The 23,482-nt window shown below is 61.2% G+C and carries 27 protein-coding genes and 1 tRNA gene; 20 read left to right on the top strand and 8 right to left on the bottom strand.

All coding sequences use genetic code 11. From position 1 onward, the window contains the following. Positions 1-98 precede the first annotated feature (98 nt). From ACX2DJ_RS01210 to ACX2DJ_RS01190, 5 genes are read left to right on the top strand one after another with little or no spacing between them, the layout of a single operon-like run. A complete protein-coding gene (locus ACX2DJ_RS01210; protein ID WP_462570515.1) occupies positions 99-842 on the top strand; it encodes a YebC/PmpR family DNA-binding transcriptional regulator in 744 nt (247 codons plus the stop codon). Next, on the top strand, positions 842-1,192 hold the full coding sequence (locus ACX2DJ_RS01205; protein WP_462570514.1) for a DUF3147 family protein: 351 nt from the start codon (positions 842-844) through the stop codon (positions 1,190-1,192). The genes ACX2DJ_RS01210 and ACX2DJ_RS01205 overlap by 1 nt, the downstream gene beginning before the upstream one ends. 7 nt (positions 1,193-1,199) lie before the next feature. Then, positions 1,200-1,673, top strand: a complete 474-nt coding sequence (gene ruvC, locus ACX2DJ_RS01200; RefSeq protein WP_462570513.1) for a crossover junction endodeoxyribonuclease RuvC — start codon at positions 1,200-1,202, stop codon at positions 1,671-1,673. Further along, entirely contained in the window at positions 1,673-1,990 is a 318-nt protein-coding gene (locus ACX2DJ_RS01195; protein ID WP_462570512.1) for an antibiotic biosynthesis monooxygenase family protein, read from the top strand. The genes ruvC and ACX2DJ_RS01195 overlap by 1 nt, the downstream gene beginning before the upstream one ends. Continuing rightward, the gene (locus tag ACX2DJ_RS01190; protein ID WP_462570511.1) at positions 1,987-2,331 is read left to right on the top strand and encodes an arsenate reductase; all 345 of its coding nucleotides are present in this window, start codon (positions 1,987-1,989) and stop codon (positions 2,329-2,331) included. The genes ACX2DJ_RS01195 and ACX2DJ_RS01190 overlap by 4 nt, the downstream gene beginning before the upstream one ends. On the opposite strand, the gene ACX2DJ_RS01185 is transcribed toward ACX2DJ_RS01190, so the two are convergent. Then, positions 2,328-2,501 carry a hypothetical protein gene (locus ACX2DJ_RS01185; RefSeq protein ID WP_462570510.1) on the bottom strand — a complete coding sequence of 58 codons (174 nt, stop codon included), beginning with the start codon at positions 2,499-2,501 and terminating at the stop codon, positions 2,328-2,330. The genes ACX2DJ_RS01190 and ACX2DJ_RS01185 overlap by 4 nt on opposite strands. Positions 2,502-2,610: 109 nt before the next feature. Between ACX2DJ_RS01185 and ACX2DJ_RS01180 the strand changes: the two genes are divergently transcribed. Further along, positions 2,611-3,585: a glycerophosphodiester phosphodiesterase family protein gene (locus ACX2DJ_RS01180; RefSeq protein ID WP_462572519.1), complete on the top strand. Its 975-nt coding sequence runs from the start codon at positions 2,611-2,613 to the stop codon at positions 3,583-3,585. Here the strand turns inward: ACX2DJ_RS01180 and ubiG are convergent. Next, complete coding sequence (gene ubiG, locus ACX2DJ_RS01175; RefSeq protein ID WP_462570509.1) at positions 3,563-4,303, bottom strand: bifunctional 2-polyprenyl-6-hydroxyphenol methylase/3-demethylubiquinol 3-O-methyltransferase UbiG; 741 nt, start codon at positions 4,301-4,303, stop codon at positions 3,563-3,565. The two genes, ACX2DJ_RS01180 and ubiG, sit on opposite strands and share 23 nt — an antisense overlap. Positions 4,304-4,356: 53 nt before the next feature. Here ubiG and ACX2DJ_RS01170 point away from each other — a divergent pair, with 53 nt between their 5' ends. The 6 genes from ACX2DJ_RS01170 to purU all read left to right on the top strand — a co-directional run bounded on the left by ACX2DJ_RS01170 (position 4,357) and on the right by purU (position 10,760). Continuing rightward, the gene (locus ACX2DJ_RS01170; protein WP_462570508.1) at positions 4,357-5,637 is read left to right on the top strand and encodes an aspartate kinase; all 1,281 of its coding nucleotides are present in this window, start codon (positions 4,357-4,359) and stop codon (positions 5,635-5,637) included. 147 nt (positions 5,638-5,784) lie between these two features. Next, complete coding sequence (locus ACX2DJ_RS01165; RefSeq protein ID WP_462572518.1) at positions 5,785-6,453, top strand: helix-turn-helix domain-containing protein; 669 nt, start codon at positions 5,785-5,787, stop codon at positions 6,451-6,453. A gap of 315 nt (positions 6,454-6,768) precedes the next feature. Further along, positions 6,769-7,614 (top strand): GGDEF domain-containing protein, encoded by an 846-nt coding sequence (locus ACX2DJ_RS01160; protein WP_462570507.1) that lies wholly within the window; start codon positions 6,769-6,771, stop codon positions 7,612-7,614. Between the two features lie 47 nt (positions 7,615-7,661). Continuing rightward, on the top strand, positions 7,662-8,843 hold the full coding sequence (gene purT / locus ACX2DJ_RS01155) for a formate-dependent phosphoribosylglycinamide formyltransferase (RefSeq protein ID WP_462570506.1): 1,182 nt from the start codon (positions 7,662-7,664) through the stop codon (positions 8,841-8,843). A 41-nt stretch (positions 8,844-8,884) separates the two neighbouring features. Beyond that, positions 8,885-9,904 carry an NAD(P)H-dependent flavin oxidoreductase gene (locus ACX2DJ_RS01150; protein WP_462570505.1) on the top strand — a complete coding sequence of 340 codons (1,020 nt, stop codon included), beginning with the start codon at positions 8,885-8,887 and terminating at the stop codon, positions 9,902-9,904. A 1-nt stretch (position 9,905) separates the two neighbouring features. Beyond that, positions 9,906-10,760: a formyltetrahydrofolate deformylase gene (gene purU, locus ACX2DJ_RS01145; protein ID WP_462570504.1), complete on the top strand. Its 855-nt coding sequence runs from the start codon at positions 9,906-9,908 to the stop codon at positions 10,758-10,760. A 20-nt stretch (positions 10,761-10,780) separates the two neighbouring features. On the opposite strand, the gene ACX2DJ_RS01140 is transcribed toward purU, so the two are convergent. Beyond that, entirely contained in the window at positions 10,781-12,895 is a 2,115-nt protein-coding gene (locus ACX2DJ_RS01140; protein WP_462570503.1) for a PQQ-dependent dehydrogenase, methanol/ethanol family, read from the bottom strand. Between the two features lie 141 nt (positions 12,896-13,036). On the opposite strand from ACX2DJ_RS01140, the gene ACX2DJ_RS01135 reads away from it, so the two are divergent. The 3 genes from ACX2DJ_RS01135 to ACX2DJ_RS01125 all read left to right on the top strand — a co-directional run bounded on the left by ACX2DJ_RS01135 (position 13,037) and on the right by ACX2DJ_RS01125 (position 15,543). Next, entirely contained in the window at positions 13,037-13,912 is an 876-nt protein-coding gene (locus ACX2DJ_RS01135; RefSeq protein ID WP_462570502.1) for a dienelactone hydrolase family protein, read from the top strand. A gap of 135 nt (positions 13,913-14,047) precedes the next feature. Continuing rightward, positions 14,048-15,052, top strand: a complete 1,005-nt coding sequence (locus ACX2DJ_RS01130; RefSeq protein WP_462570501.1) for an SPFH domain-containing protein — start codon at positions 14,048-14,050, stop codon at positions 15,050-15,052. Then, on the top strand, positions 15,052-15,543 hold the full coding sequence (locus ACX2DJ_RS01125) for an NfeD family protein (protein WP_462570500.1): 492 nt from the start codon (positions 15,052-15,054) through the stop codon (positions 15,541-15,543). Before ACX2DJ_RS01130 ends, ACX2DJ_RS01125 begins: the two co-directional genes overlap by 1 nt. 6 nt (positions 15,544-15,549) lie before the next feature. Here ACX2DJ_RS01125 and ACX2DJ_RS01120 read toward each other — a convergent pair whose 3' ends face one another. Next, positions 15,550-16,500: a complex I NDUFA9 subunit family protein gene (locus tag ACX2DJ_RS01120; protein WP_462570499.1), complete on the bottom strand. Its 951-nt coding sequence runs from the start codon at positions 16,498-16,500 to the stop codon at positions 15,550-15,552. Positions 16,501-16,678: 178 nt separating this feature from the next. Between ACX2DJ_RS01120 and ACX2DJ_RS01115 the strand changes: the two genes are divergently transcribed. The 5 genes from ACX2DJ_RS01115 (at position 16,679) to ACX2DJ_RS01095 (ending at position 20,617) form a co-directional block, all read left to right on the top strand. Then, positions 16,679-16,765 (top strand) — tRNA-Leu (locus ACX2DJ_RS01115). Positions 16,766-17,064: 299 nt separating this feature from the next. Continuing rightward, on the top strand, positions 17,065-17,676 hold the full coding sequence (locus ACX2DJ_RS01110) for a sigma-70 family RNA polymerase sigma factor (RefSeq protein ID WP_462570498.1): 612 nt from the start codon (positions 17,065-17,067) through the stop codon (positions 17,674-17,676). After that, positions 17,673-17,861: a zf-HC2 domain-containing protein gene (locus ACX2DJ_RS01105; RefSeq protein WP_462570497.1), complete on the top strand. Its 189-nt coding sequence runs from the start codon at positions 17,673-17,675 to the stop codon at positions 17,859-17,861. The genes ACX2DJ_RS01110 and ACX2DJ_RS01105 overlap by 4 nt, the downstream gene beginning before the upstream one ends. 56 nt (positions 17,862-17,917) lie before the next feature. Continuing rightward, positions 17,918-20,071 (top strand): dihydrolipoyl dehydrogenase family protein, encoded by a 2,154-nt coding sequence (locus tag ACX2DJ_RS01100; protein ID WP_462570495.1) that lies wholly within the window; start codon positions 17,918-17,920, stop codon positions 20,069-20,071. 102 nt (positions 20,072-20,173) lie between these two features. Further along, on the top strand, positions 20,174-20,617 hold the full coding sequence (locus ACX2DJ_RS01095) for a DoxX family protein (protein ID WP_462570494.1): 444 nt from the start codon (positions 20,174-20,176) through the stop codon (positions 20,615-20,617). A gap of 23 nt (positions 20,618-20,640) precedes the next feature. Here the strand turns inward: ACX2DJ_RS01095 and ACX2DJ_RS01090 are convergent, their stop codons facing one another. From ACX2DJ_RS01090 to ACX2DJ_RS01075, 4 genes are all read right to left on the bottom strand, one after another. Next, positions 20,641-21,417, bottom strand: coding sequence for a YiiX/YebB-like N1pC/P60 family cysteine hydrolase (locus tag ACX2DJ_RS01090; RefSeq protein ID WP_462570493.1), 777 nt, complete (start codon positions 21,415-21,417; stop codon positions 20,641-20,643). A gap of 3 nt (positions 21,418-21,420) precedes the next feature. After that, complete coding sequence (locus tag ACX2DJ_RS01085; protein ID WP_462570492.1) at positions 21,421-21,876, bottom strand: CBS domain-containing protein; 456 nt, start codon at positions 21,874-21,876, stop codon at positions 21,421-21,423. Between the two features lie 109 nt (positions 21,877-21,985). Then, positions 21,986-22,375: a thioredoxin family protein gene (locus tag ACX2DJ_RS01080; protein WP_462570491.1), complete on the bottom strand. Its 390-nt coding sequence runs from the start codon at positions 22,373-22,375 to the stop codon at positions 21,986-21,988. Further along, on the bottom strand, positions 22,372-23,343 hold the full coding sequence (locus ACX2DJ_RS01075; protein WP_462570490.1) for a DUF3179 domain-containing protein: 972 nt from the start codon (positions 23,341-23,343) through the stop codon (positions 22,372-22,374). Before ACX2DJ_RS01075 ends, ACX2DJ_RS01080 begins: the two co-directional genes overlap by 4 nt. Between the last annotated feature and the right edge of the window lie 139 nt (positions 23,344-23,482).

Below are 23,482 nucleotides of genomic sequence, written 5' to 3'. Positions count from 1 at the left end.
TGCGCATGGATATGCGCGGGAAGGCTTGTGATTTTACGCGTCATGCGGCTAATGCGACCCCCTGTTCCCACCAATCGAGATTTGCGAAACGACATCCCATGGCAGGCCATTCCAAATTCAAGAACATCATGCATCGCAAGGGCGCGCAGGACAAGAAGCGCTCAAACCTCTTCTCCAAGCTTTCGCGCGAAATCACAGTCGCGGCGAAAATGGGCATGCCCGATCCGGACATGAATCCGCGCCTGCGCCTTGCGATCAATGCGGCCAAGGCGCAATCGATGCCGAAGGACAATATCCAGCGCGCGATCGACAAGGCATCTGCCAATGACGGAGATAATTACGAGGAAGTGCGCTATGAAGGCTATGGCCCGGGAGGCAGCGCGATCATTGTCGAGGCACTGACCGACAACCGCAACCGCACGGCCACCAATGTGCGCACCTGCTTTTCCAAGAACGGCGGCAATCTGGGCACTGAAGGTTCGGTGCAACACGGCTTCGAGCGGCTTGGCCTGATCGAATATCCGGCCAGTGCAGGCGATGAGGAAAAACTGCTGGAAGCCGCGATCGAAGCGGGTGCAGTCGACGTTGAAAGCAGCGAAGATGGCCACACCATCTGGACCGCTGCCGACGACCTTCACGCTGTTGCCAGCGCGCTCGAAGCCGTGCTTGGCGAAGCGGAAAACGTCAAGCTGGCGTGGAAGCCCAATATCACCGTCGAGATGGACGAATCGGGCGCGGCGACATTGCTGAAGCTGGTCGATGCGCTGGATGACGATGATGACGTTCAGACTGTGTGGGGCAATTACGAGATCAGCGACGAGATCATGGAGAAGATCGGCTGATGTGGAGCTTCGTCGCGAAGGCGCTGCTTGCCGGTGCGATGATCGCGGCGATTGCCGAAGTGGGCCGGCGGCTGCCCGCGATGGCGGCGCTGATTGCCTCGCTGCCACTGGTCTCGATCCTGGGCATGATCTTCCTTTGGCATGCGCGCCCGGATGCCGAAAACATGGCCACCCATGCCGAGGCAACCTTCTGGTTCGTCCTGCCCAGCCTCCCGATGTTTCTTCTGATGCCATTGATGCTGCGCCAGGGTTTCAGCTTCTGGATCACGCTCGCGGCAGGCTGCGCGCTGACCGTGGCGCTCTATTTCATCATGGTGCAATTCGGTCCGCGCATCGGCATCCGGATATGATTCCGATATGCTGATCCTTGGCCTCGACCCCTCGCTCAGCTGCACCGGTTGGGGCGTCATCCGGGTCGAGGGATCGCGCCTCGTCCATATCGCCAACGGCGAGATCAAGACGGATTCCAAGGCGCCGATGGCGCAGCGGCTCGATCACCTGCATGGCGCGATCGCCGCGGTGATCGCTGCCCATTCGCCCGACCGGGCTGCGGCGGAAGAAGTCTTCGCCAACAAGAACCCGCAATCGACCCTCAAGCTGGCGCAGGCGCGCGGCGCAGTGCTGGCTGCCTGCGGCGCGGCCAGCCTTCACGTCAGCGAGCATGCCGCGCGATTGGTCAAGAAGGCCGTTGTCGGCACCGGCGGGGCCGAGAAGGCGCAAGTCCAGGCCATGCTCAAAATACTTTTGCCGGGGGCGATAATTGCCGGGGCCGACGCCGCCGATGCGCTGGCAGTGGCGATCGCTGATGCCCATCTCAGGGGAACCGGCTGATGTATCTGGTGGTGTTTCGCAATCGCAAACGTGCCGATCTGGACCAGGCCGAATATGATGCCGAGGCTGACGCCATGCTCGCGCTTGCCTCGGTGCAGCCCGGCTTTCTCGGCTTCAAGAGCTTCACTGCCGAGGACGGCGAGGTTATCGCCCTGTCCGAATGGGAAAGCGAGGCGGCTGCCCGCGCCTGGGGCAAGGTGGCAGAACACCGCGCGGCCCAGGATAATGGCCGCAATGAATATTACGCCAGCTACACGCTGTTCGGCTGCGACAATCCGCGTATCCACCGCTTCGAAGCAAGGGACACCACCAAGTGACGATCCATTTTTACGGCATTCCCAATTGCGACACAGTGAAGAAGGCCCGCAGCTGGCTTGATGCAAAGGGCATCGCCTACGCATTTCATGACTACAAGAAGGAAGGTGCCGATCCGGCCAAATTGGCGCAGTGGATCGAGGCCAAGGGCGTGGATGTCGTGCTCAATCGCCGCGGCACGACCTTTCGCAAGCTGTCAGATGAAGAAAAGGCCGATATCGACGCAGCCAAGGCCGTCACATTGCTCGCACAATATCCAGGCATGATCAAACGCCCGGTGATCGAGCACGCAGGTGGCATTCTGGTAGGCTTCAAGGAAAGTGAATGGAACGCGGCGTTTTAAGTGGCGCTGTCGCCCCAGTCGCTGCCTTCCATGTGCGCGCGACCGGTCATGGCGCCCGCCTGCTTGTTGGCGGCGTTCCAGATATCATCCTTGATTCCCGCAACATCATAGCCGGCACCCCACATGCCGATGACCACGATCAAGGTCGCAAGGAGCAGTTTCTTGAACATAGCCCGCAAAAATACAGGGATCATTGCTAAGGTGAGGTTAAATTGTGGCTTTATCGGCCTGTTAACCGCAGTGAGCCTGGCAGCCGCATTCCCGGCGGCGGCCCATGCAATGGGTGATGACATGTTGATTATTGCCCATCGCGGCGCAAGTGCAGAACGGCCAGAGCACACGCTGGCCGCCTATGAACGCGCGATCGATCAGGGGGCTGACTATATCGAGCCCGATCTGGTCGTGACCAGGGACCTGGTGCTGGTTTCACGCCACGAGAACGAGCTATCGGACACTACCGATGTTGCCAGCCGGGAAGAGTTCGAGGATCGCCGCCGTGAAAAGACTGTTGATGGGCAGCGCATTGCAGGCTGGTTTGTGGAGGACTTTACCCTTGCCGAGCTACGCACCCTGCGCGCGAAGGAGCGGATTCCCGCCTTTCGCCCGGCCAATGCGCGCTTCAACGGGCTGTATCAGGTGCCGACGCTGGAAGAGATCGTAAAACTGGTACGGGCGAAAGAGGCGGACAAAGGAAGCAGGATCGGCCTCTATCCCGAGCTCAAGCATCCCAACTTCCTGCTGCAGGAGGCGGGGATCGACATGGTCGACCTGCTGCTCAAGGAACTGCGTAATCTCGGCATTACAGCGGCGGATCCGGTATTCATCCAGAGCTTTGAGGTCGGGACTTTGCGGCGGCTTGGCCAGCGCAGCGATTTCAAGCTGGTGCAGCTGGTGAAGCCCGAGGATGGCCCGGCCGATGAGCCCGCGATGCGCTATGCGGAAATGATCACGCCGACCGGGCTGGCGGAGATTGCCCGATATGCCGATGTGGTTGCGGCGCATATCGCCATGATTCTCGGGCCCGATGGCACCCCCACTTCGCTACCCGCCGATGCGAAGGCGGCAGGGCTCGCACTCCACGCCTGGACGCTCCGCCCCGAAAATGCCTTCCTGCCTGCCAGCCTGCGTGGCAGCGGCGGTGATGCGGGCAGAGGCGACCAGGCTGCATTGCTTGGCCTGCTTGGCCGGGCAGGGGTTTCGGGCGTGTTTGCCGACGATCCCGGCGGTGCAGTCAGCGCGCGGGACGGGCGCTGAAGATAAAATTTAGTGACACGTCATCGGACAGGTGGAGGCCCTTGCCCGGCCGCCACGCAATTCCGCGCACTTCCCCCATGGCCAGGCCAGCCTCGGCCAGCAGGTCAGCGAGTTCCTCTGGCGTCACGAAGTCGTTCCAGTCATGCGTGCCGCGCGGGACATAGCCGACGCGCTCTGCCGCCTCGACCAGCAGCAGGCGGCTCGCCGCCGTGCGGTTGGGAGTGGACATGACCAGCAGGCCGTCAGGCTTGAGGCTTGCACCAACGGCTGCAAGGAAAGCGCCTTTGTCAGCCACATGCTCCAGCACCTCGAACGAGGTGACGAGATCGAAGGTACCGAGATCGAGGCTGGCGAGCTCGCCCGCCATATAGCGGATGTCGAGCCCGGCACCTGCGGCATGCGCGCTAGCGACGCCGATATTCTCGGCTGAGGCATCGACGCCGGTCACCTGCGCGCCGAGCCGGGCCAGCGGCTCGCACACCAGCCCGGCGCCGCAGCCCACGTCGAGCGCGCTCTTGCCGGCGAGCGGCCGGGGCGCGCGGATATCGCCGCCCCAGTGGCGGTCGATCGCTTCGCGCAGGAAAGCGAGGCGCACCGGATTGACCTGGTGCAGCGAAGCCATCGGGCCCTTGGCATTCCACCATTCGCGCGCCAGCGATGAAAAATGCGCTGCTTCCTCTGGGCGGATGGTTACATTTGTGACATTTGCCTTTGTCATTGTGCGTCCCTAACAGCGCGCACAGATTCGAACCAGCTTGGAGCGCAAAAGCCTTGGCACGCATCGTGATGAAATTCGGCGGCACCTCGATGGCGGGGACCGAGCGCATTCGTCGCGTGGCGAATATCGTGCGCAAACAGCAGGCCGCCGGGCACCAGGTGGCAGTGGTTGTTTCGGCCATGGCGGGCGAAACCGATCGGCTGGTCAATTTTTGCCGCGAAGCCAACGCGATCTATGATCCGGCGGAATATGACGTGGTGGTTGCCAGCGGCGAGCAGGTGACCAGCGGATTGCTGGCGCTGACCCTGCAATCGATGGGTTGTAGGGCGCGCAGCTGGCTCGGCTGGCAATTGCCCGTGCGTACCATCGAAGCGCATGCCAAGGCGCGGATAGAATCGATCGAGGCGGATGCGCTGATCGCTTCGATGGAGGCAGGCGAAATCGCCGTCATCCCTGGCTTCCAGGGGCTCGGCGATGACGGCCGGATCACCACGCTTGGGCGCGGAGGGTCTGACACTTCTGCTGTGGCGGTTGCTGCGGCAGTGCATGCCGATCGCTGCGATATCTACACCGATGTCGATGGGGTCTACACCACCGATCCGCGGATCGTGGCCAAGGCACGAAAGCTCAAGGCCGTGACCTATGAGGAAATGCTCGAGCTGGCCTCGGTCGGGGCCAAGGTGCTTCAGACCCGCTCGGTCGGCCTGGCGATGAAAGCGGGCGTTCGCGTGCAGGTGCTTTCAAGCTTCCTGGGCGATGACGCGGTCCCCGCAGACGACCTGCCCGGTACATTGATCGTGTCGGATGATGAAATGAGCCAGCTAGTGGAGGACGGCAACATGGAACGCCAACTCGTGACCGGTATCGCGCATGACAAGAATGAAGCGAAGGTGATTCTTACCCGCGTGCCTGACAAGCCGGGCGCTGTGGCGCATATTTTCGAGCCGCTGGCTGCTGCCTCGATCAATGTCGACATGATCATCCAGAATGTCGGCCGCGACAAAGGCGAGACTGACGTGACCTTCACTGTACCTCAAGCCGACCTTGCCCGCGCACAGGCGCTGCTGGAGGACAAGCGCGAGGAAATCGGGTTCAACCGTATCATTACCGACAACAAGATCGCCAAGGTAAGCGTGGTGGGCGTGGGGATGAAAAGCCATGCCGGTGTTGCCAGCACCATGTTCCGCGCACTCAGCGATCGCGGGATCAATATCCAGGCGATCTCGACCTCCGAGATCAAGGTTTCGGTGCTGATCGACGAGGACGAGACCGAACTGGCCGTGCGCGTGCTCCACACTGCCTATGGCCTTGATGCCAAGGATGAGGCTGCTTAGTGGCAGCCCCGGTTAAGCGGATGATCCCCTGCGCCTGGCTGGCCAACCCGCCGCGAAGGTAGCACATCGCGTCGCGCCGAGCGTGGCCGATAACCGAATCTTAATGCTCTCGGACGACCTCTTGGGGTCTAGCAAGGAGAGCAAACCATCCCGATCGAGGCGCAACTGTTTCAAGACACGGCCGGGCCTGATTCGCGGCTGCATGACCGACGCTATCTATACCTTAAGACAAGCGGCGGCACTGCAACGAGCGAACGGGCCAATGTCACCGTGCACAATGTCTCGGCAACCGGCATGCTGATCGAGACTGAGCTTGAACTCGGCTCTGGTGCGGAAATTGAAGTCGATCTCCCCCATGAGGGAGCAGTGGTTGCTCGCGTCGTGTGGTCAAGCGGCAGCCTGTTCGGATGCCAGTTCAATCGCGCCATCGGCACCGCCGCGCTCAGCGCGGTCGAGCTCAGGGCGGGCGCGCCGCTTCCCCCAATGCCCGCTGCGCCTGTGGACACCGCCTTGCTCGGCGCCGGACTGGGCAAGAAGCTGGAGCAGACCCGCAAGGCCCGGGGGCTAACCCTGGCCCAGGTCGCCGACCAGCTGGGCGTTAGTAAACCCACCGTTTGGGCGTGGGAAAAGGGCAAGGCTCGCCCCGTGGATGACCGCATTCCCGCGATCGCAGAAGTGCTGGGGCTGAATCCAGAAGAGCTGATTTCGGCGCATCATCCTGTGGGTGTTTCCCAATTGCTGCATACCAGCCGTGACCAGATAGCCAGGGCGCTGGGCCTGGACGCCCGCATGGTTCGCATCCTGATCGAAATCTGACTGCCAGTGCATTATTCTTCAATGCGAACAGATTTCTTCACCTCCGGATGTATTATGGTAAACAAGGATATAAATTGATTCGTTTTTTAGTCAGGTTAACTTAACAAACTAAACGATTGCCAGGTGAAATACTTGAAAAACAGGTAATCTTGTCAATAAATTCGTAAACCGGTTAGTTAAGTTATACACAGGGCCTGACGGCGGGTTGATGGGTTTGGTCGCGCAAGCCGGGGGCATTCGGCAATGAAGGAATCCTTCTCCGGAAGATACGGGGAAATATTGCAGGACATGCTGGCTGAAACAGCCGGCAGCATCTTGATCAAAACCGATGTGGAAGGATTTATCGAGGACGCTTCGCGCGGAATTGAGGCCTTGGGGCTGCGCCTGTCTGAGATGCTGTTCAAGCCTCATCTGGCGGATCTTACCACGCCCGGGCACGCCGAAGCGGTGCGCGCCTATCACGAGGAATCGCTGGCCGGTTGCACGCCAGCCAACCGGCTCGAATTTCCGCTGGCCAGCGGCTCGCCGGAAAAGGCCTGGTACGCGCTCAGCCTGCGCCCTGCCCCTGATGAGCAGGGCAGAATTGTCGGCGCGCTGGGTCTTTTGCGATCGGTTGAAGGCCGCCGTTCTCTGGAAGGCGAGCTGGCGGCGGCTGCCATGACCGATGCTGCCACCGGCCTTGCCAATGCTCGCGCATTCCAGGCGATGCTCGCACAGTTGCTGGCTCGCAGGTCAAACGGGGCCGTCGCGCTCTTCGAGATTGACCGATTTGCCGCATTCAAACTGCGCTTCGGCCATGCGATTGCCGATGATGTTCTGTGGGCGTTTGGCAGCTTTCTGGCCAATGTCCTGCCCGAAGATCGCATTCTGGCCCGGCTCGATGGAGACCGCTTTGCGGTATTGATGCCTGATTGCGCGGCACCTGATGCCTTGGCGCTTACGCAGGATGCACTGGCGACTTTTGCGAGCCTTTCCGGTGAAGTGAAAGGCGGCGATATGCGGCTGACGGCCTCTGCCGGAGTTGCGAGCTTTGCGGGATCGCTCGATACGGTCATGGCGCATGCAGAGCGTGCGCTGGTGGTGGCCCGGGCCATGGGCGGGCGCAGGGCCGAAATCCGCCACGACCACTCCGGCAAGGGATCCCGGCTAACCGGCACCTAACCAACCCAACCGTTGGCTTGGCCAGGTTCTGCGGCTAGAGCCGTGCCATGTCATTCACCAAGAAAATCCTGCTGCTCGGCTCTGGCGAACTGGGCCGCGAGTTCACCATCTCGGCCAAACGCCTGGGTGCCTATGTCATCGCCTGCGATGACTATGCCCATGCGCCCGCCATGCAGGTGGCCGATGCAAGCGAAGTGTTCTCCATGCTCGATGGTGCAGCCTTGCGCGCCGTAGCGGAGAGACACCGGCCTGACCTGATCGTGCCGGAGATCGAGGCAATCCGCACAGAGGTGCTGGGCGAACTAGAAGCGGAAGGCTTCAACATCGTTCCCTCTGCCCGCGCCACGCAGCTGACCATGAACCGTGACCGGATCCGCGATGTGGCCGCGCAGGAGCTGGGCCTGGCGACTTCTGTGTATCGCTATGCCGAAAATTTGGAGGAAGTGCGGGCCGCGGCGCAGCGCACCGGCTTTCCCTGCGTCATCAAGCCGGTCATGTCCTCATCGGGCAAGGGGCAGAGCAAGGTCGACAGTGCGGCCGGGCTCGAAGCGGCGTGGGATTATGCCGTGGCCAATATGCGCGGCGATCGCAGCCGGGTGATCGTCGAGCAGTTCATCGATTTCGACTATGAAATCACCTTGCTTACGGTGCGGCATGCGGGCGGGGTAACCTTCTGCCCGCCGATAGGCCACCGGCAGGAACGCGGCGACTACCAGGAAAGCTGGCAACCCACCCCGATGAGCGAGGCGGCCATCGCCAAGGCGCAGGATATGGCGCGCAAAGTGGTCGAGAATCTCGCTGGCGCTGGCCTTGGCTGGGGCCTGTTCGGCGTCGAATTCTTTGTCAGGGGTGAGGAGGTGATCTTCTCGGAACTCTCCCCGCGACCGCATGACACCGGAATGGTGACGCTGATCTCGCAGAACCTGACCGAGTTCGACCTGCATGCCCGGGCGATCATGGGCCTGCCGGTTCCCGCCGAAATCCGCGCGCGGCCATCGGCTTCGGCGGTCATCCTGGCGGATCGCGAGAGCGCGGATTTTGCCTTTAGCGGAGTGGAAGATGCGCTGGGCGTGACGGGCGGCACGGTTGACCTGCGCCTGTTCGGCAAGCCGACCACGCGGCCCTATCGCCGCATGGGCGTGGCCCTGGCCGTGGCTGACAATACAGACACGGCGCGGCGCATCGCTGCCGAAGCGGCTGGCAAGGTGAGAATCCTCTATAATGACTGACATGCTTGCCGCGCGCGGGCTTCGGCCCTAATCGGCGGCGCATGAGCAATTATCCCAAGACCAGCCGCCTGATGCAGCGCGGCACCGATTTCCTCGGCTGCGATTATGCGATTCTGTGCGGCGCGATGAGCTGGGTATCCGAGCGGAACCTCGTTTCGGCCATCAGCAATGCCGGCGGCTTCGGCGTGATCGCGTGCGGCGCGATGACGCCCGAACTGCTCGACACCGAAATCGCCGAGACGAAGAAGCTGACATCCAGGCCGTTTGGTGTGAACCTGATCACGATGCACCCGCAGCTGTTCGAGCTGATCGATGTCTGCAAGCGGCACGGCGTCGGGCATGTGGTGCTCGCTGGCGGCATCCCGCCCAAGGGCAGCGTCGAAGCAATCAAGGGCGAAAGCGGCAAGGATGCGAAGGTCATCTGCTTCGCCCCCACGCTGGCGCTGGCGAAGAAGCTGCTGCGTTCCGGCGTTGATGCACTGGTGATCGAAGGGATGGAGGCCGGTGGCCATATCGGCCCGGTATCGACCAGCGTGCTGGCGCAGGAGATGCTGCCTGAGCTGGCGGACGAGCATCTGATCTTTGTTGCCGGCGGGATCGGCAAGGGCCAGGCGATCGCCGGCTATCTCGAGATGGGCGCGGCGGGCGTGCAGCTGGGCACGCGCTTTGCCTGCGCCACGGAAAGCATTGCCCACCCCGATTTCAAGAAGGCCTTTTTCCGCGCCAGCGCGCGCGATGCGATCGCCAGCGTGCAGGTCGATCCGCGGCTGCCGGTAATCCCGGTCCGCGCGCTCAGGAACAAGGGTACGGAGGAATTCACTGCCAAGCAGTTCGAAGTGGCGGGCAGGCTCGACCGGGCGGAAGTCGACATGGGCGAAGCGCAGCTCCAGATCGAACATTTCTGGGCAGGGGCGCTGCGCCGCGCAGTGATTGACGGTGATGTCGAAGGCGGCAGCCTGATGGCAGGCCAGTCGGTCGGCATGGTCAAGGCAGAAGAGCCGGTCGCAGACATCATCCAGACCCTGATGGCTGAAAGCGAAGAGGCGTTGACGCGGCGCTGACATGGCTGGGCCGCTTGTCCTGACCCTGTCGTGCCCTGACCGGCCCGGCATCACCGCCCGGGTAAGCTCGCTGCTGTTCGAGCGCGGCGGCAATGTGCTCGAAGCGCAGCAGTTCAACGATTGCGAGAGCGACCGCTTCTTCATGCGCGTCGAATTCGATCCGGGCGCCGTACCGCGCGAGGAAATCCGCGCAGGCATCGCCCCGCTGGCGGGCGAGTTCGAGATGCAATGGAAACTTTCGTTGCGCGATCGGCCACGCCGGGTGATGATCATGGTCAGCAAGTTCGACCATTGCCTCGCCGATCTGCTCTATCGCTGGCGCATCGGGGAGCTGCCGATGGAGCCGGTGGCGATCGTGTCAAACCACCCGCGCACAGCGATCCACCACACCGATATTGGCGGCGTGCCGTTCCACCACTTGCCGGTCGCGCGCGAAACCAAGCCTGAGCAGGAGGCGCAGGTTCGCGCCATCGCAGAAGAATGCGATGCCGAGCTGGTGGTGCTGGCCCGTTACATGCAGATCCTGTCAGACGAGCAGGCGGCGTTCTTCTCGGGCCGTTGCATCAATATCCACCACAGTTTCCTGCCGGGTTTCAAGGGCGCCAAGCCCTATCACCAGGCGCATGCTCGCGGGGTGAAGATGATCGGCGCCACCGCGCATTACGTCACGCATGACCTTGATGAAGGCCCGATCATCCACCAGGATGTCGAGCCGATAACCCACGCCGACACGCCCGGGGAACTGGTGCGCAAGGGGCGCGATATCGAACGGCGCGTGCTGGCCGAAGCGGTGCGGCTGCACCTTGAGGAACGCGTCCTGCTCAATGGCACACGCACCGTGGTATTCAGGGGCTGATGCCGGGCAGCGCGCTGCCCTCAGTCAAGCCCCGCTGCCTTGTCCTCATTGGCACGGGCGATGATATAGGCGCGGATCGCGTCTGCCTCCGGTTCGGTCAGGCTTTCGGCAAAGCTCACCATGCCCCGGTCCTGCAACATGCCCCCGCGCACGACCTGAAGGAATGTGTCGCGGCTTTGCAGCGTGCCCGATCGCCGCAGATCAGGCAGGACGGTTGATCCCACCGCTGCAGGAGCATGGCACACCGCGCAATAGCGGGCGTATTTCTGCTTGCCGAGCGCAATGGTTTCAGCGTTGGCCCGGCTCGGGGGTGGATCGAGCGGCAGTTTGGCCAACTCCGGCTGGGGCGGCAGCTTGCCAGCGGCACCGAGTTTGAAAACCAGCAGTCGGCTGATGTTCTGGACCGGCTTGGCGTCATCGATCAAACCGCCATCGGCGGTGATGGCATAAGCGCCGCCCCAGCCTGCCAGAACCGCCACATATTGTTCGCCAGCGATAGTGTAGGTGACGGGCGGAGCAACTACGCCTGTTTGTGCGGGAAAGCTCCACAGTTTCGTGCCGTTTGCCGCATCATAGGCATTGAATTCGCTGGAGGAATTGCCCTGGAATACCAGGCCGCCACCGGTTGCCAGCACACCGCCGTTCCACGGACCGGCATGCTCCACTTCCCAGCGTGCCTTCTGGGCCACCGGATCCCATGCCAGCAGCTTGCCCCGCACAGTGCCATATACCTGTTTGCGGATTTGCGGGTCAGGCGGGAGATCGCCAGCGCCAAGGTCATAACCGACATTGAAGCCGCGCTTGGGATCAGGCTTCCAGCCCTTGAGGGGGGCGTAGATAGAGGCTGCTTCGAACGCCGGGATGTAGACCAGGCCTTCGCCAGGGTGATAGGCCATGGGATGCCAGTTATGTCCGCCTAGCGGCCCTGGCATGACCAAGGCCGGCTTTCCGGTTTTTTCGGTGCGGGCTTCGGGATTTTCGATGGGCCTGCCGTTCTCATCTATGCCCAGGGCCCAGCTTTGCGGGATATAGGGCTGTCCGCTGATGAACTTGCCGGTTTCGCGGTCGATGACGTAGAAAAATCCGTTCTTCGGCGCCTGCATCAGCACCTTGCGCGGTTTTCCGTCGATTTCCAGATCGGCCAGCATGATGTGCTGGGTGGCGGTATAGTCCCAGGTCTCGCCCGGCGTAGTCTGGTAATGCCACACATATTCGCCGCTATCCGGGCGGATCGCGACGATCGAGGATAGGTAGAGATTGTCACCATCGCCGGTGCCGTCTTCGCCGGGGCTGCGATATGCGCGGTTCCAGGGTGATCCGTTGCCCACGCCGATATAGAGCAGGTCGAGATCGGGATCGTAGGCCATCGCATCCCACACAGTGCCGCCGCCGCCAAGCTTCCACCACTCGCCGCTCCAGGTTTCGGCCGCAGCTTTGAGATATTCGGGATCGTCGTCACTCGGCTCGTCGGGCACGGTGTAGAAGCGCCACAGCTCATCGCCGTCCTTTGCATCATAGGCAGCGATATAGCCGCGCACACCGAATTCGGCCCCACCATTGCCGATCAGCACCTTGCCGTCGATCACCCGCGGTGCACCGGTAATGGTGTAGGATTTTTCTGGATCGGTGGTCTGCTTTTCCCAGATCACCTTGCCGCTGCCGCGTTCCAGCGCGATCAACCGGCCGTCCAGCGTGCCGAGGAACAGCCTGTCGCCCCAGGTCGCGAGCCCGCGATTGACCACGTCACAGCAGGCCTTGGCCGCGGTTTCGCCGGGAACTTGCGGGTCATATTCCCATAACAGCTTGCCGCTGGCGCCATCGAAGGCTTTCACCTTGCTCCAGGCGGTGGTGAGGTAGAGTTTGCCATCAATCACAAGCGGGGTGGCTTCCTGCCCCCGCGCGGTGTCCATATCAGCGAACCAGGCCAGGCCCAGCTGGTCGACATTGCCGGTATTGATCTGGTCAAGCGGGGAAAAGCGTTGCTCCGAGTAAGTGCGCCCATAGGTGATCCAGTTGGCACTATCGGCATCGGCATTGAGCAGCTCTTCCGAACCGATCCGGCCGCTATCGCTGCATCCGGCGAGCAGCAGGCTGGCAGCGCTCAAGGCTGCTACGATAAAACCGTTCGCTTTCATTGCGCTATCTCTCCCCAAAGAACTGGCGCTTGGTCCACCTTCCGTTCTCGTCCGCGAAGCAGACTGCCGCGAAGTTGCGCAACTGTCCATTGTGCAAATAAGCTAGTCAGGGCAGGATCAGGCCAATCGAAGGAGCAGACGATGTGTGATGAAGCAATGATAACCCGCTGGGCGAAGGAAGGGCTTAGCCGCCGCCAGTTCGGCACGCTGGGCGGGATCGCGGTGCTGGCCGCCTGCAACCCTGGCGATGGGTTGGCCGACAACGGTAATTCGGCGCTGCTCACCGAAAGCACGGTCTCCTTCGGTACGCCCGACGGGACGATGGACGGCTTCTTCGTCCACCCCGCATCCGGAGCGCATCCCGCCGTGCTGCTGTGGCCTGATATCGCCGGCATTCGCGAGGCCAAGCGTATTATGGCGCGGCGGCTGGCGGGCGCAGGCTATGCGGTCCTCGTCGCCAATCCCTATTACCGCGACGCCAAGGGCGAGATATGGAAGGACTTCGCCGATTTCGCCGGCAATGACGGTTGGCCCATGGCGCGCGAGATGCGCGGGCATCTGGACGCAGAGGCGATCATGCGCGATGCCGTTGCGGCAATCGGCTGGCTCGACACGCAGGCAGCGGTCGATATCGCGCGCGGCGTGGGCACACAGGGTTATTGCATGGGCGGGCCCTTCACCTTCTGGACCGCGGCGGCGGTGCCATCGCGGGTCCGCGCGGCGGCAAGTTTCCACGGCGGCGGGCTGGTTCGCGAGGGCGATCCGCTGAGCCCGCACGCGCTGATCGGCCAGACGCAGGCGAGCTTCCTCGTCGCCATCGGGCAGAACGACGATGACAAGGCGCCCGAGGAAAAGACTGTGCTGGCCGAGGCGTTCAAGGCTGCCGGTCGTCCTGCGCAGGTCGAGGTGTTCGATGGCGACCATGGCTGGACCGTGCCTGACAGCCCGGTTTATGCCCAGGCAGCGGCGGAAAAGGCCTGGACCGATCTGCTGGCGCTTTACGGCAAGGCACTGTGACGCCGGGATCGGTCGCTCACCGCGCGCAAGCATGCAAATAAGCGGAACGGTCACTGTTATCGATCCGCTTTTGCTTGGCCCACGAGTGGATGGACGTTACTCTGCCACTCGACCCCGGTTTCTGGAGTAGCATTGATGGAATATATTGCCCTCGCCGCGCTTGTGTTCTTGCTGATCGTGTTCTTGCTGATGGCGGTGCGGGTCGTGAGGCAGGGCTATGTCTACACGATAGAACGGCTCGGAAAATTCACCATGCCTGCCGAACCGGGCTTGCACATCATCATCCCTTTCGTCGACCGCGTTGGCCAGAAGGTAAACATGATGGAGCAGGTGCTCGACATTCCGGGGCAGGAAATCATCACCGCCGACAACGCCATGGTCGGCGTGGATGCGGTGGTGTTCTTCCAGGTACTTGATGCGGGCAAGGCAGCCTATGAAGTTTCCAGCCTCTATCAGGCGATCATGGCGCTCACGACCACCAATCTGCGCACAGTGATGGGCAGCATGGATCTGGACGAGACGCTTTCGAAGCGGGATGAGATCAACGCCCGCTTGTTGGCCGTGGTCGATCATGCAACTTCGCCCTGGGGCGTGAAGATCACCCGCGTCGAGATCAAGGATATCCGCCCGCCGCACGATATCTCCGAAGCCATGGCGCGGCAGATGAAGGCAGAGCGGCTGAAGCGCGCGGAAATTCTCGAGGCTGAAGGTGACAAGACCAGCTCTATCCTGCGCGCCGAGGGGCGAAAACAATCTGCCATCCTCGAGGCTGAAGGCAAGCGCGAAGCGCAGTTCCGCGATGCCGAAGCACGCGAGCGCGCGGCCGAGGCGGAAGCGCGCGCAACGCAGATGGTATCGGATGCGATTGCCGCTTCGGGCAATCAGGCGATCAACTATTTCATCGCACAGGAATACACCAAGGCGGTGGCCAAATTCGCTGAAAGCCCCAACGCCAAGACCATTCTGTTCCCGGTAGAGGCGACCCAGTTGATTGGATCGCTGGGCGGGATCGGCGAGCTGGTGCGCAGTGCAATCCAGCCAGCCGAAGGCGACGTCACAACCGCGATGGGCTCTCGCTCAGGCACGCAACTTACACCGGGAAAGCCGCGTACCAGCGTGCCTCGCACAGGGGATAGTTGATGGACGGCCTCGAAGGCTTTGATGCGCATTGGATTTGGATTGCCATTGGGCTGATCCTTGCCGCACTGGAAATGCTGGTGCCGGGGGTTTACCTGATCTGGCTCGCCGTTGCTGCGGTCATCACCGGTGTGCTCACTCTGGGCCTTGGTCTCGGCTTTCCTTCGCAGATTGTCATCTTTGTATTCCTGTCGCTGATCGCGGCTTTCAGCGCGCGGCGAATGCTGCGCGATTCGCCGATCGAAAGTTCGGATCCCCTGCTCAACCGGCGCGGCTCGCGCCTGGTGGGGGAGACCGCGATCGTTACCCAGGCGCTCGATGGTGGATCGGGCCGCATCAAATATGGCGATAGCGAATGGATCGCGCGCGGGCCGGACATGGGGATTGGCACAAGGGTGCGTATCATCGGCAGCGACGGGGCGGTCCTGCAGGTGGAGCGGGCAAACCTGCTAGGCACCGAAACCGGCACGGCGCCGGAAGCGGACGACAACTGAACCGCTTCAGCCCGCGGCGGCTTGCCCCGTGCTGAACCGGCCATGCCTGCGATAGCGCAGCATCCACTTGTCGAGAAACAGCCCTAGCGGGCGCGGCTGGATTCCTAGCGCCGCAAATCCGGGATATTGGCCCGAAACACTGTTCCCCTGCTTCAGCAAACCCCATTGCGCGCGGCTCAGGGGCGTCAGCGGCATGGCGGCGAAACCTGCCGATGCAGCATCCGGCATGGGGATAAAATGGCGTTTGCGCCCCTGCGCGGCGGCAATCCTGCGATTGATTTCGAGCATGGTCAGCTTCTCAGGCCCCCCCAATTCATATGTCTTGCCGCCATGCTTGCCAGGATCGCCGATAGCCGCTGCGATCGCTTTGGCCACATCATCGACATAAACCGGCTGGAACACCGCATCGGGGCCAAAAACCGGCAGCACCGGCATCCACTGGATCAGCCCCGCGAACATGTTCACGAAATTATCGTCCTTGCCGAAAATCACCGAAGGCCTGATGATCGTCGCGTTGGGGAACCCTTCCGCCACTTCGCGCTCACCCAAAGCCTTTGCACTGGCATAGGCGATCGGGGAATCCGCATCGGCGCCGATGGCGCTGACGTGTACGAATGCCCTTGCTCCGGCGGTCTTGGCCAATTTCGCCATCCGGCCGGGCGCCTTGCCCATAAGCTGGCGCAGGTCGCCGTCAAAGGCACCGACCAGATTGACCACCGCCTCGCTACCGGCAAGCGCGGCTTCAAGGCTGCGTCCATCGGTGATGTCGCAGCGCTGGAACTGCACCTGGCCAAGATTGGCCAGCGGCTTCAGCGCAAAAGCTCTTTCGGGATGGCGGCTTGCAATGCGCAGTCTTGCGCCGCAACTTAGCAGCGCCTGCGCCACATAATTTCCCAGGAAACCGCTGCCACCGAATATGGTGACGAGCTTGTCCTTCAGGGGGGCGGTGTTGGCCATGATCTATCCGTCCTGCCGAGCCGGTATGCACAATGGAGCGCGCCTTGCCGTAACGCGCAGCGCACTGCAAGCGTTCCTAAGCAAGATTGTGCTTTCTTGCGTTGACAGATGACGCCTGCAATCGCTATTGGCCCGCCCCTACCTGCGGCCCGGCTTACGATGACCGGACGCACTGTGTGCCCAGATGGCGGAATTGGTAGACGCACCGTCTTCAGGTGGCGGCGCTCGCAAGGGCGTGGAGGTTCGAGTCCTCTTCTGGGCACCATGGCCTCTCAAGTGACTGAGAGTGCTCGAAAGCCATGAAAATAAAAGGATTTTTGACGGTTGGCTGTTGCATGTGTAGCAGGGAACATGACCGTGAGAAACGACATCCAGAACCGCAACGGAACCTATTGTTTCCGGCGTGTCGTTCCTCCTGGCCCTCATCATCGTTTTGACCGACAGTGGCAAACCGCCATCCGAATGGCTTCTGGAGGGCTGGCTGGACCGGAGATTTGTTGAGTGTTACACGATTGGGGACTGATGCCAGCGCCGAACGAACCAGGATCAGGACCAATCAAGCACATGGCTGAAGATCAGGGCCTGTCCAGCATGGCAGAAGGCACGTCTCCCGAATTCCTTTTCCGGGTTCGCGCGGATATGCTGGCGTTTGCCCGGCAGCAGTTGGGCGACGACTCAGAGGCCGAAGACGTAGTGCAGGAAGCTCTTGCCGGCGCGCTTCGCAGCGCGGCGAGTTTCAGGGGCGAGGCGGCGCTCAAGACCTGGATCATCGCCATCCTCAAGCACAAGATCGCCGATTTGCTGCGCGCACGTCAACGGCGCCGGGTCAGCTCCCGTCAGATGGCGATGGCGGCTGACGATGGCCCACTGCCCGATATGTTCGACCGGCGCGGCATGTGGCATGATGCCGCCCGGCCGGCGCAGTGGGAAGATCCCGAGGCCGATCTCAATTCGCGCCAGTTTCTCGAGGTGTTCTATGCCTGCCTCAACCGGCTTCCCGCGCAGCAGGGGCGGGTGTTTTTGATGCGAGAGGTTATTGACCTGGAAACCCCCGAAATCTGCCTTGAACTGGGACTTTCGGTGTCCAACGTTCATGTCATTCTGCACCGCGCCCGGCTCGCGCTCAGGGCATGTCTTGAAACGCATTGGTTTGGAGAAGGAGCCGCGTCGAAATGAATTGTCAGCATGCGACCGGGCTGGTTTCGCAAGCGCAGGACCGCAAGCTTACGCTTGGCGAGCGCATCAGGCTGCGGATGCACTTGCTGATATGTCGGCCATGCCGTCAGTTCGAGCGCCAGCTGCCGCAGATCAGACGCGCGGCCAAATGCCTGGCGGAACCTGTTGATCGCTCCAAACCGTAAGATATGCGAAGCAGGAACGACAAACAGGTCGCAAACACCAATCGACTGGAAAGCAAATGTACAAACGCCTTGCCCTGATTGTCCTTTTCCTAGCCGTCATCGCGGCATGGGTGCAGTTTGACCTGGGGCAGTATCTCACGATCGAGACGCTCAAGGCGCAGCAATCGACAATTGACGGCTTCTATCGCGCCAATCCTGTGCTGGTGCTGGCGGCGTTTTTTGCGATCTATGTCGCGCTCACCGCGATGTCATTTCCCGGTGCTGCTATCATGACCTTGGCCGCCGGTGCTATTTTCGGAATAGTCACCGGGACGATCCTCGTCTCCTTCGCTTCGACGATCGGGGCTACACTGGCGTTTCTCGCATCGCGCTACCTGTTCCATGACGCGGTGCAGGCGCGCTTCGGAGAACGATTGAAGCGGATCAACGAGGGGGTGGAGCGCGATGGTGCATTCTACCTCTTCTCGCTCAGACTGGTGCCGGTATTTCCCTTTTTCGCGGTCAATCTGCTGATGGGTCTGACACCCATCAGGGTCTGGACATATTTCTGGGTCAGCGAGGTCGGTATGTTGCTGGGCACGATCGTATACGTCAATGCGGGGACACAGCTGGCCGGGATCGAAAACCTGTCCGACATTGCATCGCCTGGCCTGCTCGCTTCGTTCGCCGCGCTGGGTCTGCTGCCGTGGCTCGGCAAATGGATCATGAGCCTGATCAAGCGCCGCCGGGTTTATTCAGGCTGGAAGAAGCCACGGCATTTTGACCGCAATCTGGTGGTGATCGGCGCCGGTGCGGCCGGGCTCGTCTCGGCCTATATCGCCGCCACCGTCAAGGCGAAGGTCACGCTGGTCGAAGCCGGGAAGATGGGCGGAGACTGCCTCAATTACGGCTGCGTTCCGTCCAAAGCGCTGATCAAGTCCGCCAAGGTTGCCGAACAGATGCGGCATGGCGATCGTTACGGACTGGAAAGCGCCGAACCGCGCTTCAGCTTCCGGCAGGTGATGCAGCGCATCCACGATGTCATCGCCGAGATCGAGCCGCATGACAGCGTCGAACGTTACACCGGCCTGGGGGTCGATGTCGTAAAGGGTTATGCCAGGATCATCGATCCATGGACGGTCGAGATCGCGTGCGACGACGGCACCGTACAGCGCCTCACTACCCGCTCGATCGTCATCGCTGCAGGCGCGGAACCGCTGGTGCCAGACCTGCCCGGCCTTGCCGAATCCGGCTATCTCACCAGCGACACCTTGTGGGAAGAATTCGCCCAGCTTGATGAAATACCTGGGCGCATTGTCCTACTCGGCGGCGGGCCGATTGGGTCGGAGCTCAGCCAGGCACTGGCGCGGCTCGGCGCTGAAGTGACCCAGGTAGAGATGGCGGATCGCTTGCTGACCCGCGAGGACCGCGAGGTTTCCGAACTGGCCCAGGCCGCGCTGGAAGCTTCCGGAGTGACGGTCCTGACCGGTCACCAGGCCTTGCGGGCCGAAACGCATGGCGGCACGCGCGTGCTGATCGCCAGGAACGACGAGGGTGAGCAGGCTCTGCCCTATGATGCGCTGATAGTTGCGATCGGGCGCAAGGCGCGGCTGTCAGGCTATGGGCTGGAGGAACTGGGTATCGAGACCGGGAAGACCGTGGTGACGGACGAATACCTCGCCACCGTTTTCCCCAATATCTATGCTGCGGGGGACGTCGCCGGCCCCTATCAGTTCACCCACACCGCTTCGCACCAGGCATGGTTTGCCAGCGTCAATGCGCTGTTCGGCCAATTCAAGCGTTTCAAGGCCGATTACCGGGTGATCCCCTGGGTTACCTTTGTCGATCCCGAAGTCGCGCGCGTGGGCCTCAACGAGCTTGAAGCACAGGAAAAGGGCATCGACCACGAAGTGACGGTTTACCCGCTGCACGAACTTGATCGCGCCATCGCTGAAAGCGCCACTACGGGATTCGTCAAGGTGCTGACCCCGCCGGGCAAGGACCGGATTTTGGGCGTGACCATCGTTGGCGAACACGCCGGAGAACTGCTTGCCGAATATGTCCTGGCGATGAAGCACGGGCTGGGCTTGAACAAGATACTGGGCACGATACACACCTATCCGACCATGGCGGAAGCCAACAAGTATGCGGCCGGGGAATGGAAGAAGAAACATGCGCCCGAAGGCTTGCTCAGGCTGGTCGCACGCTATCATTCCTGGCGCCGAAGATAGTCATATCGGCAAGGCACGATGTAACTTTTTGGCGCAATGTGATGTATATTGATGGATAAGCCGCGCGCTGTTTTTTTGGCGACCGGCGAGGGGGAGAGAGAAATGAAAGCCTATAGCCTACTGTTCCTGCGCATTTCGACCGGGCTGTTGCTGGTAGTCTGGGGGCTCGTCAGGGTGATGAAGCCGGATGTGGGCGCGCATGTCAGCGACAAATACTATTCCGGCCTGGGGTCTGCGCATGCAATCCAGCTGGGCTGGGGCGCGATCTTGCTGGTAGTCGGAGCGTTGGTGATTGCCGGGCTATGGCGTCGATACTCTTATGCCGCGCAGGCGGTGGTGCTGGTCACCGGAGCCTTGTCGATCTGGAAATATCTGCTCGATCCGTTCGGCATGTGGTTGCTCGATCGGGCCAGCAGCCAGATCCTGTTCTTTCCCTCGCTCGGCATGGCTGCGGCATCGCTCGTCTTGCTGGCATTTCTCGATGAAGACCGGCTGTCACTCGATCACATGCGCGGCGGCGCGCGATCGGATGGCGGGGCTGGCTGATCGGGGCAATCGGGGTTGCCAGGTCAGGCATTGGCGATCGCCGGTGGAGCTGTGTCCGCACTCCAGCGCAAACGGTAAGGATCGAAACCCTGTTCCAGCGATGGCTTGATGATCTTGAAATATGGCGAGACATCGAAATCGCGCGGTGTGAACAGGCTGTGATGCCTGATGTGCAGAATATCGCGCAGGCACCCCTTGCAATCGGGATCGTCGATCAGTTCCTGGGTTATTTCCGGCAGGATCGGATAATGGACCGACTGAAAGGCCATGGCGATCAAGGTCGAGCAGATCGCTTTCGTAGGTTCGCCGCTGCCCAGCGCAATCATGCGCCGCCGCCAGGCTGCCGGAACCGGCGGGGTCGGGAACAGATAACGCGCCAGGTCGATAACATTTGCCAGATCGTATTCATCGCCGATACGGCTCGTCGCGAATGCAATGATGCCAGCGACATCGGCATCGGTCAGCCCTATCGGCCGACAGATTCGGATATGCAGGCCGGCAAACGCATCGCTCGAAATCTGGCGAACGCCAACGACAGCGTCAGCTTCGACGAACTGGGGCAAGGCGCCGGTTCTGGTGTCTGCTGCGGCAATGCACAGCGCTGCGTGTGACCAGGTCGATTGGGTCAGGTATTTAATCGCCGAGCTGATCCGCTGCCGCCCGTCAACCAGCAAGACATCACCTGGCTTGATGATCCTGGCCAAAGCCGCTTCGTCGCTTGGCGCATTGGCATAGGGCGCTCGCGAGGGCTTGCTGAGGAACTTCGCGATTGCACGCCCGATGGCCGATAGCGCCCCCACGCCTTATGCCGACAGGGCCATGATGCGTGATCGGGCCATGTCGCGCAAAACGCCTGCCTCCAGCTTGGCCTCTTCCAGCAGAGCCGCCACCAGATCGCCGAGCGACACGATACCGACAACCATTGCGTTGCCCTTGCGGACAAGCGCATGGCGGCTGCGCTCACGCGTCATCATCTGCATCACGTCAGATGCATTATCTTCGCAACTGCACGAGAGGATCGGTTTGCGCATGAAGATCAGCACCGGCAAATTCAGCCCGGAAATTCCGCGTTCCGCAATCGCCGCCATCAACTCGCGCTGTGAAACGATCCCCAGCACATCGCCAGGCGTATCTCCGGTGACGCCGACCGATCCGATCGACAATCGGTGCATGATCTTGATCGCTTCAACCAGCAAGGCAGATTGGCTGACTGTATTGAATTGGCGGCCCTTACGGTCGACAATTGTGGCAATTTTCATGGTAGCTCTCCAGTCGGGCGCCCCAATGAGATATTCGCGGCCAAGCGCAGCCGGGTTACACGATCAGCCTATTTGTTAGGCGCGGTCATGCGCTTGATGGGCCCTGATCCTAAACACCCTGGCGCAACAGCGCTGCAATTGCCGGTTCGTCGGTGGGGTTGCCTCGGGCGACTTCGCGATTGCCCTTGTAGATCAGCAGCGTTCCATACCCACTGAGGCGGAAACGTTTCCAGGTTTCCGGCGGCGTCTCCTCGCCGATACGTAGAATCAATATGGATTCAAATGGCTTGCGCTTGCGTATCCGTTCCAGGATTGGCTCCTGCAACCGGCAGGGAAGGCACCATTGCGCAAAAGTTTCGATAACGATCGTTCTGCCCTGTGCCTGCGCTGCCGCGAAACCCTCGTCAGTAAAAGCGGCAGGTGTATCGGCGAGCGCCGGCCTTGAAGCGAGCAGCGCCACTAACAAGGCTGCGATAATGGCTGCCTTGCGGCCAATCACTTGGTCAGCTCACCTTCCGGGTAGAAAGCGTGAAAGGCAAAGGCGAAGTCGACACTGTAAGCGACATGGATGCCGCCGCGTGTAACGCGGACATTGCCGATGTCCCGACCGCTGGAAATTCTGGAACGATCCAATGTTGAATTCTGGCCCTTCAGCCACTCTATCCTCAAGCCATCATCGGTCATCACGGGAGAGTGCTTCTGCACGAAATCCAGTGCCCATGCCCGCGAGCCGACGCGAACCACGCGCGCCATCGGTTCAATGCCATGGGGCATTTTTCCGGCATATAAAAATGGTTCCGGAGCTCTGTCATACCTCGCATAGGGGTTGCGGCCATAGGGTTGGTGGCGGCCGGTGGAAGGGACAAGGACTTTCCCATCGGGAAATTCCTCGCGGAACAATCTCCAGGCTTCGATGCGCGCGGGAATGGCTGCCAGTGTCTTGCCGGTATGGCGCCCCACGATCGCTTCGCCAGTGAACTGCTGCCACAAAGTCTCGGTCTGATGATCGTACATCACCAGGTCGGAATGCCGCAGCCTGCCTGTGGTGCCAAAGGTCAGGGTAGAACCGTCGATCCTGCGGTCAAACACCATCGAAGTGTTGCAAAGTGGGCAATAAGTCACCGCCACCGGTTGTCCGCAGTGATCATGGTGGACAATTTCGTGCCAGATCAGGATGCGATAGGGGAATGCGAATGCACCGCAGCTCCCCGACAGGAAGATGACAGGCTCATCCTCACCCAGATTTTCGATCTGGCCGGAATCGACGAATTGCGGTTTGAGGATTGCCGGAATGCCGTCTCGCGGCACGCCTCCAGAACGGATTTCGCTCAGGTCAACCGCCGATCTGGTCAGATCCAGTTTGGGGAATTCCCGCTGAAGCGAACGCGGACTCTCGGCAGCTGCGATGCCCGTTGGCAGCAGTAATGCGGCGAACGCGCCCAATATCAGGCGAATGGCTGAAATCATCGAACAACCTCTGTTAACGGGGTTCGCCATGCCCGCAGATATGGTTACAATCGGTCGCTCGGGAAATTTTTGGGCCGCAGTGTAAGAATTTCGATCTCATTACGACAGATTGCGAAAATAGCCGAAATTTCCCCATCAG

The sequence above is a fragment of the Altererythrobacter chaiwopuensis genome, assembly GCF_054957755.1.
The sequence above is the reverse complement of the archived record's forward strand: the minus strand, read 5'-3'. Positions and strand labels throughout refer to the sequence as shown.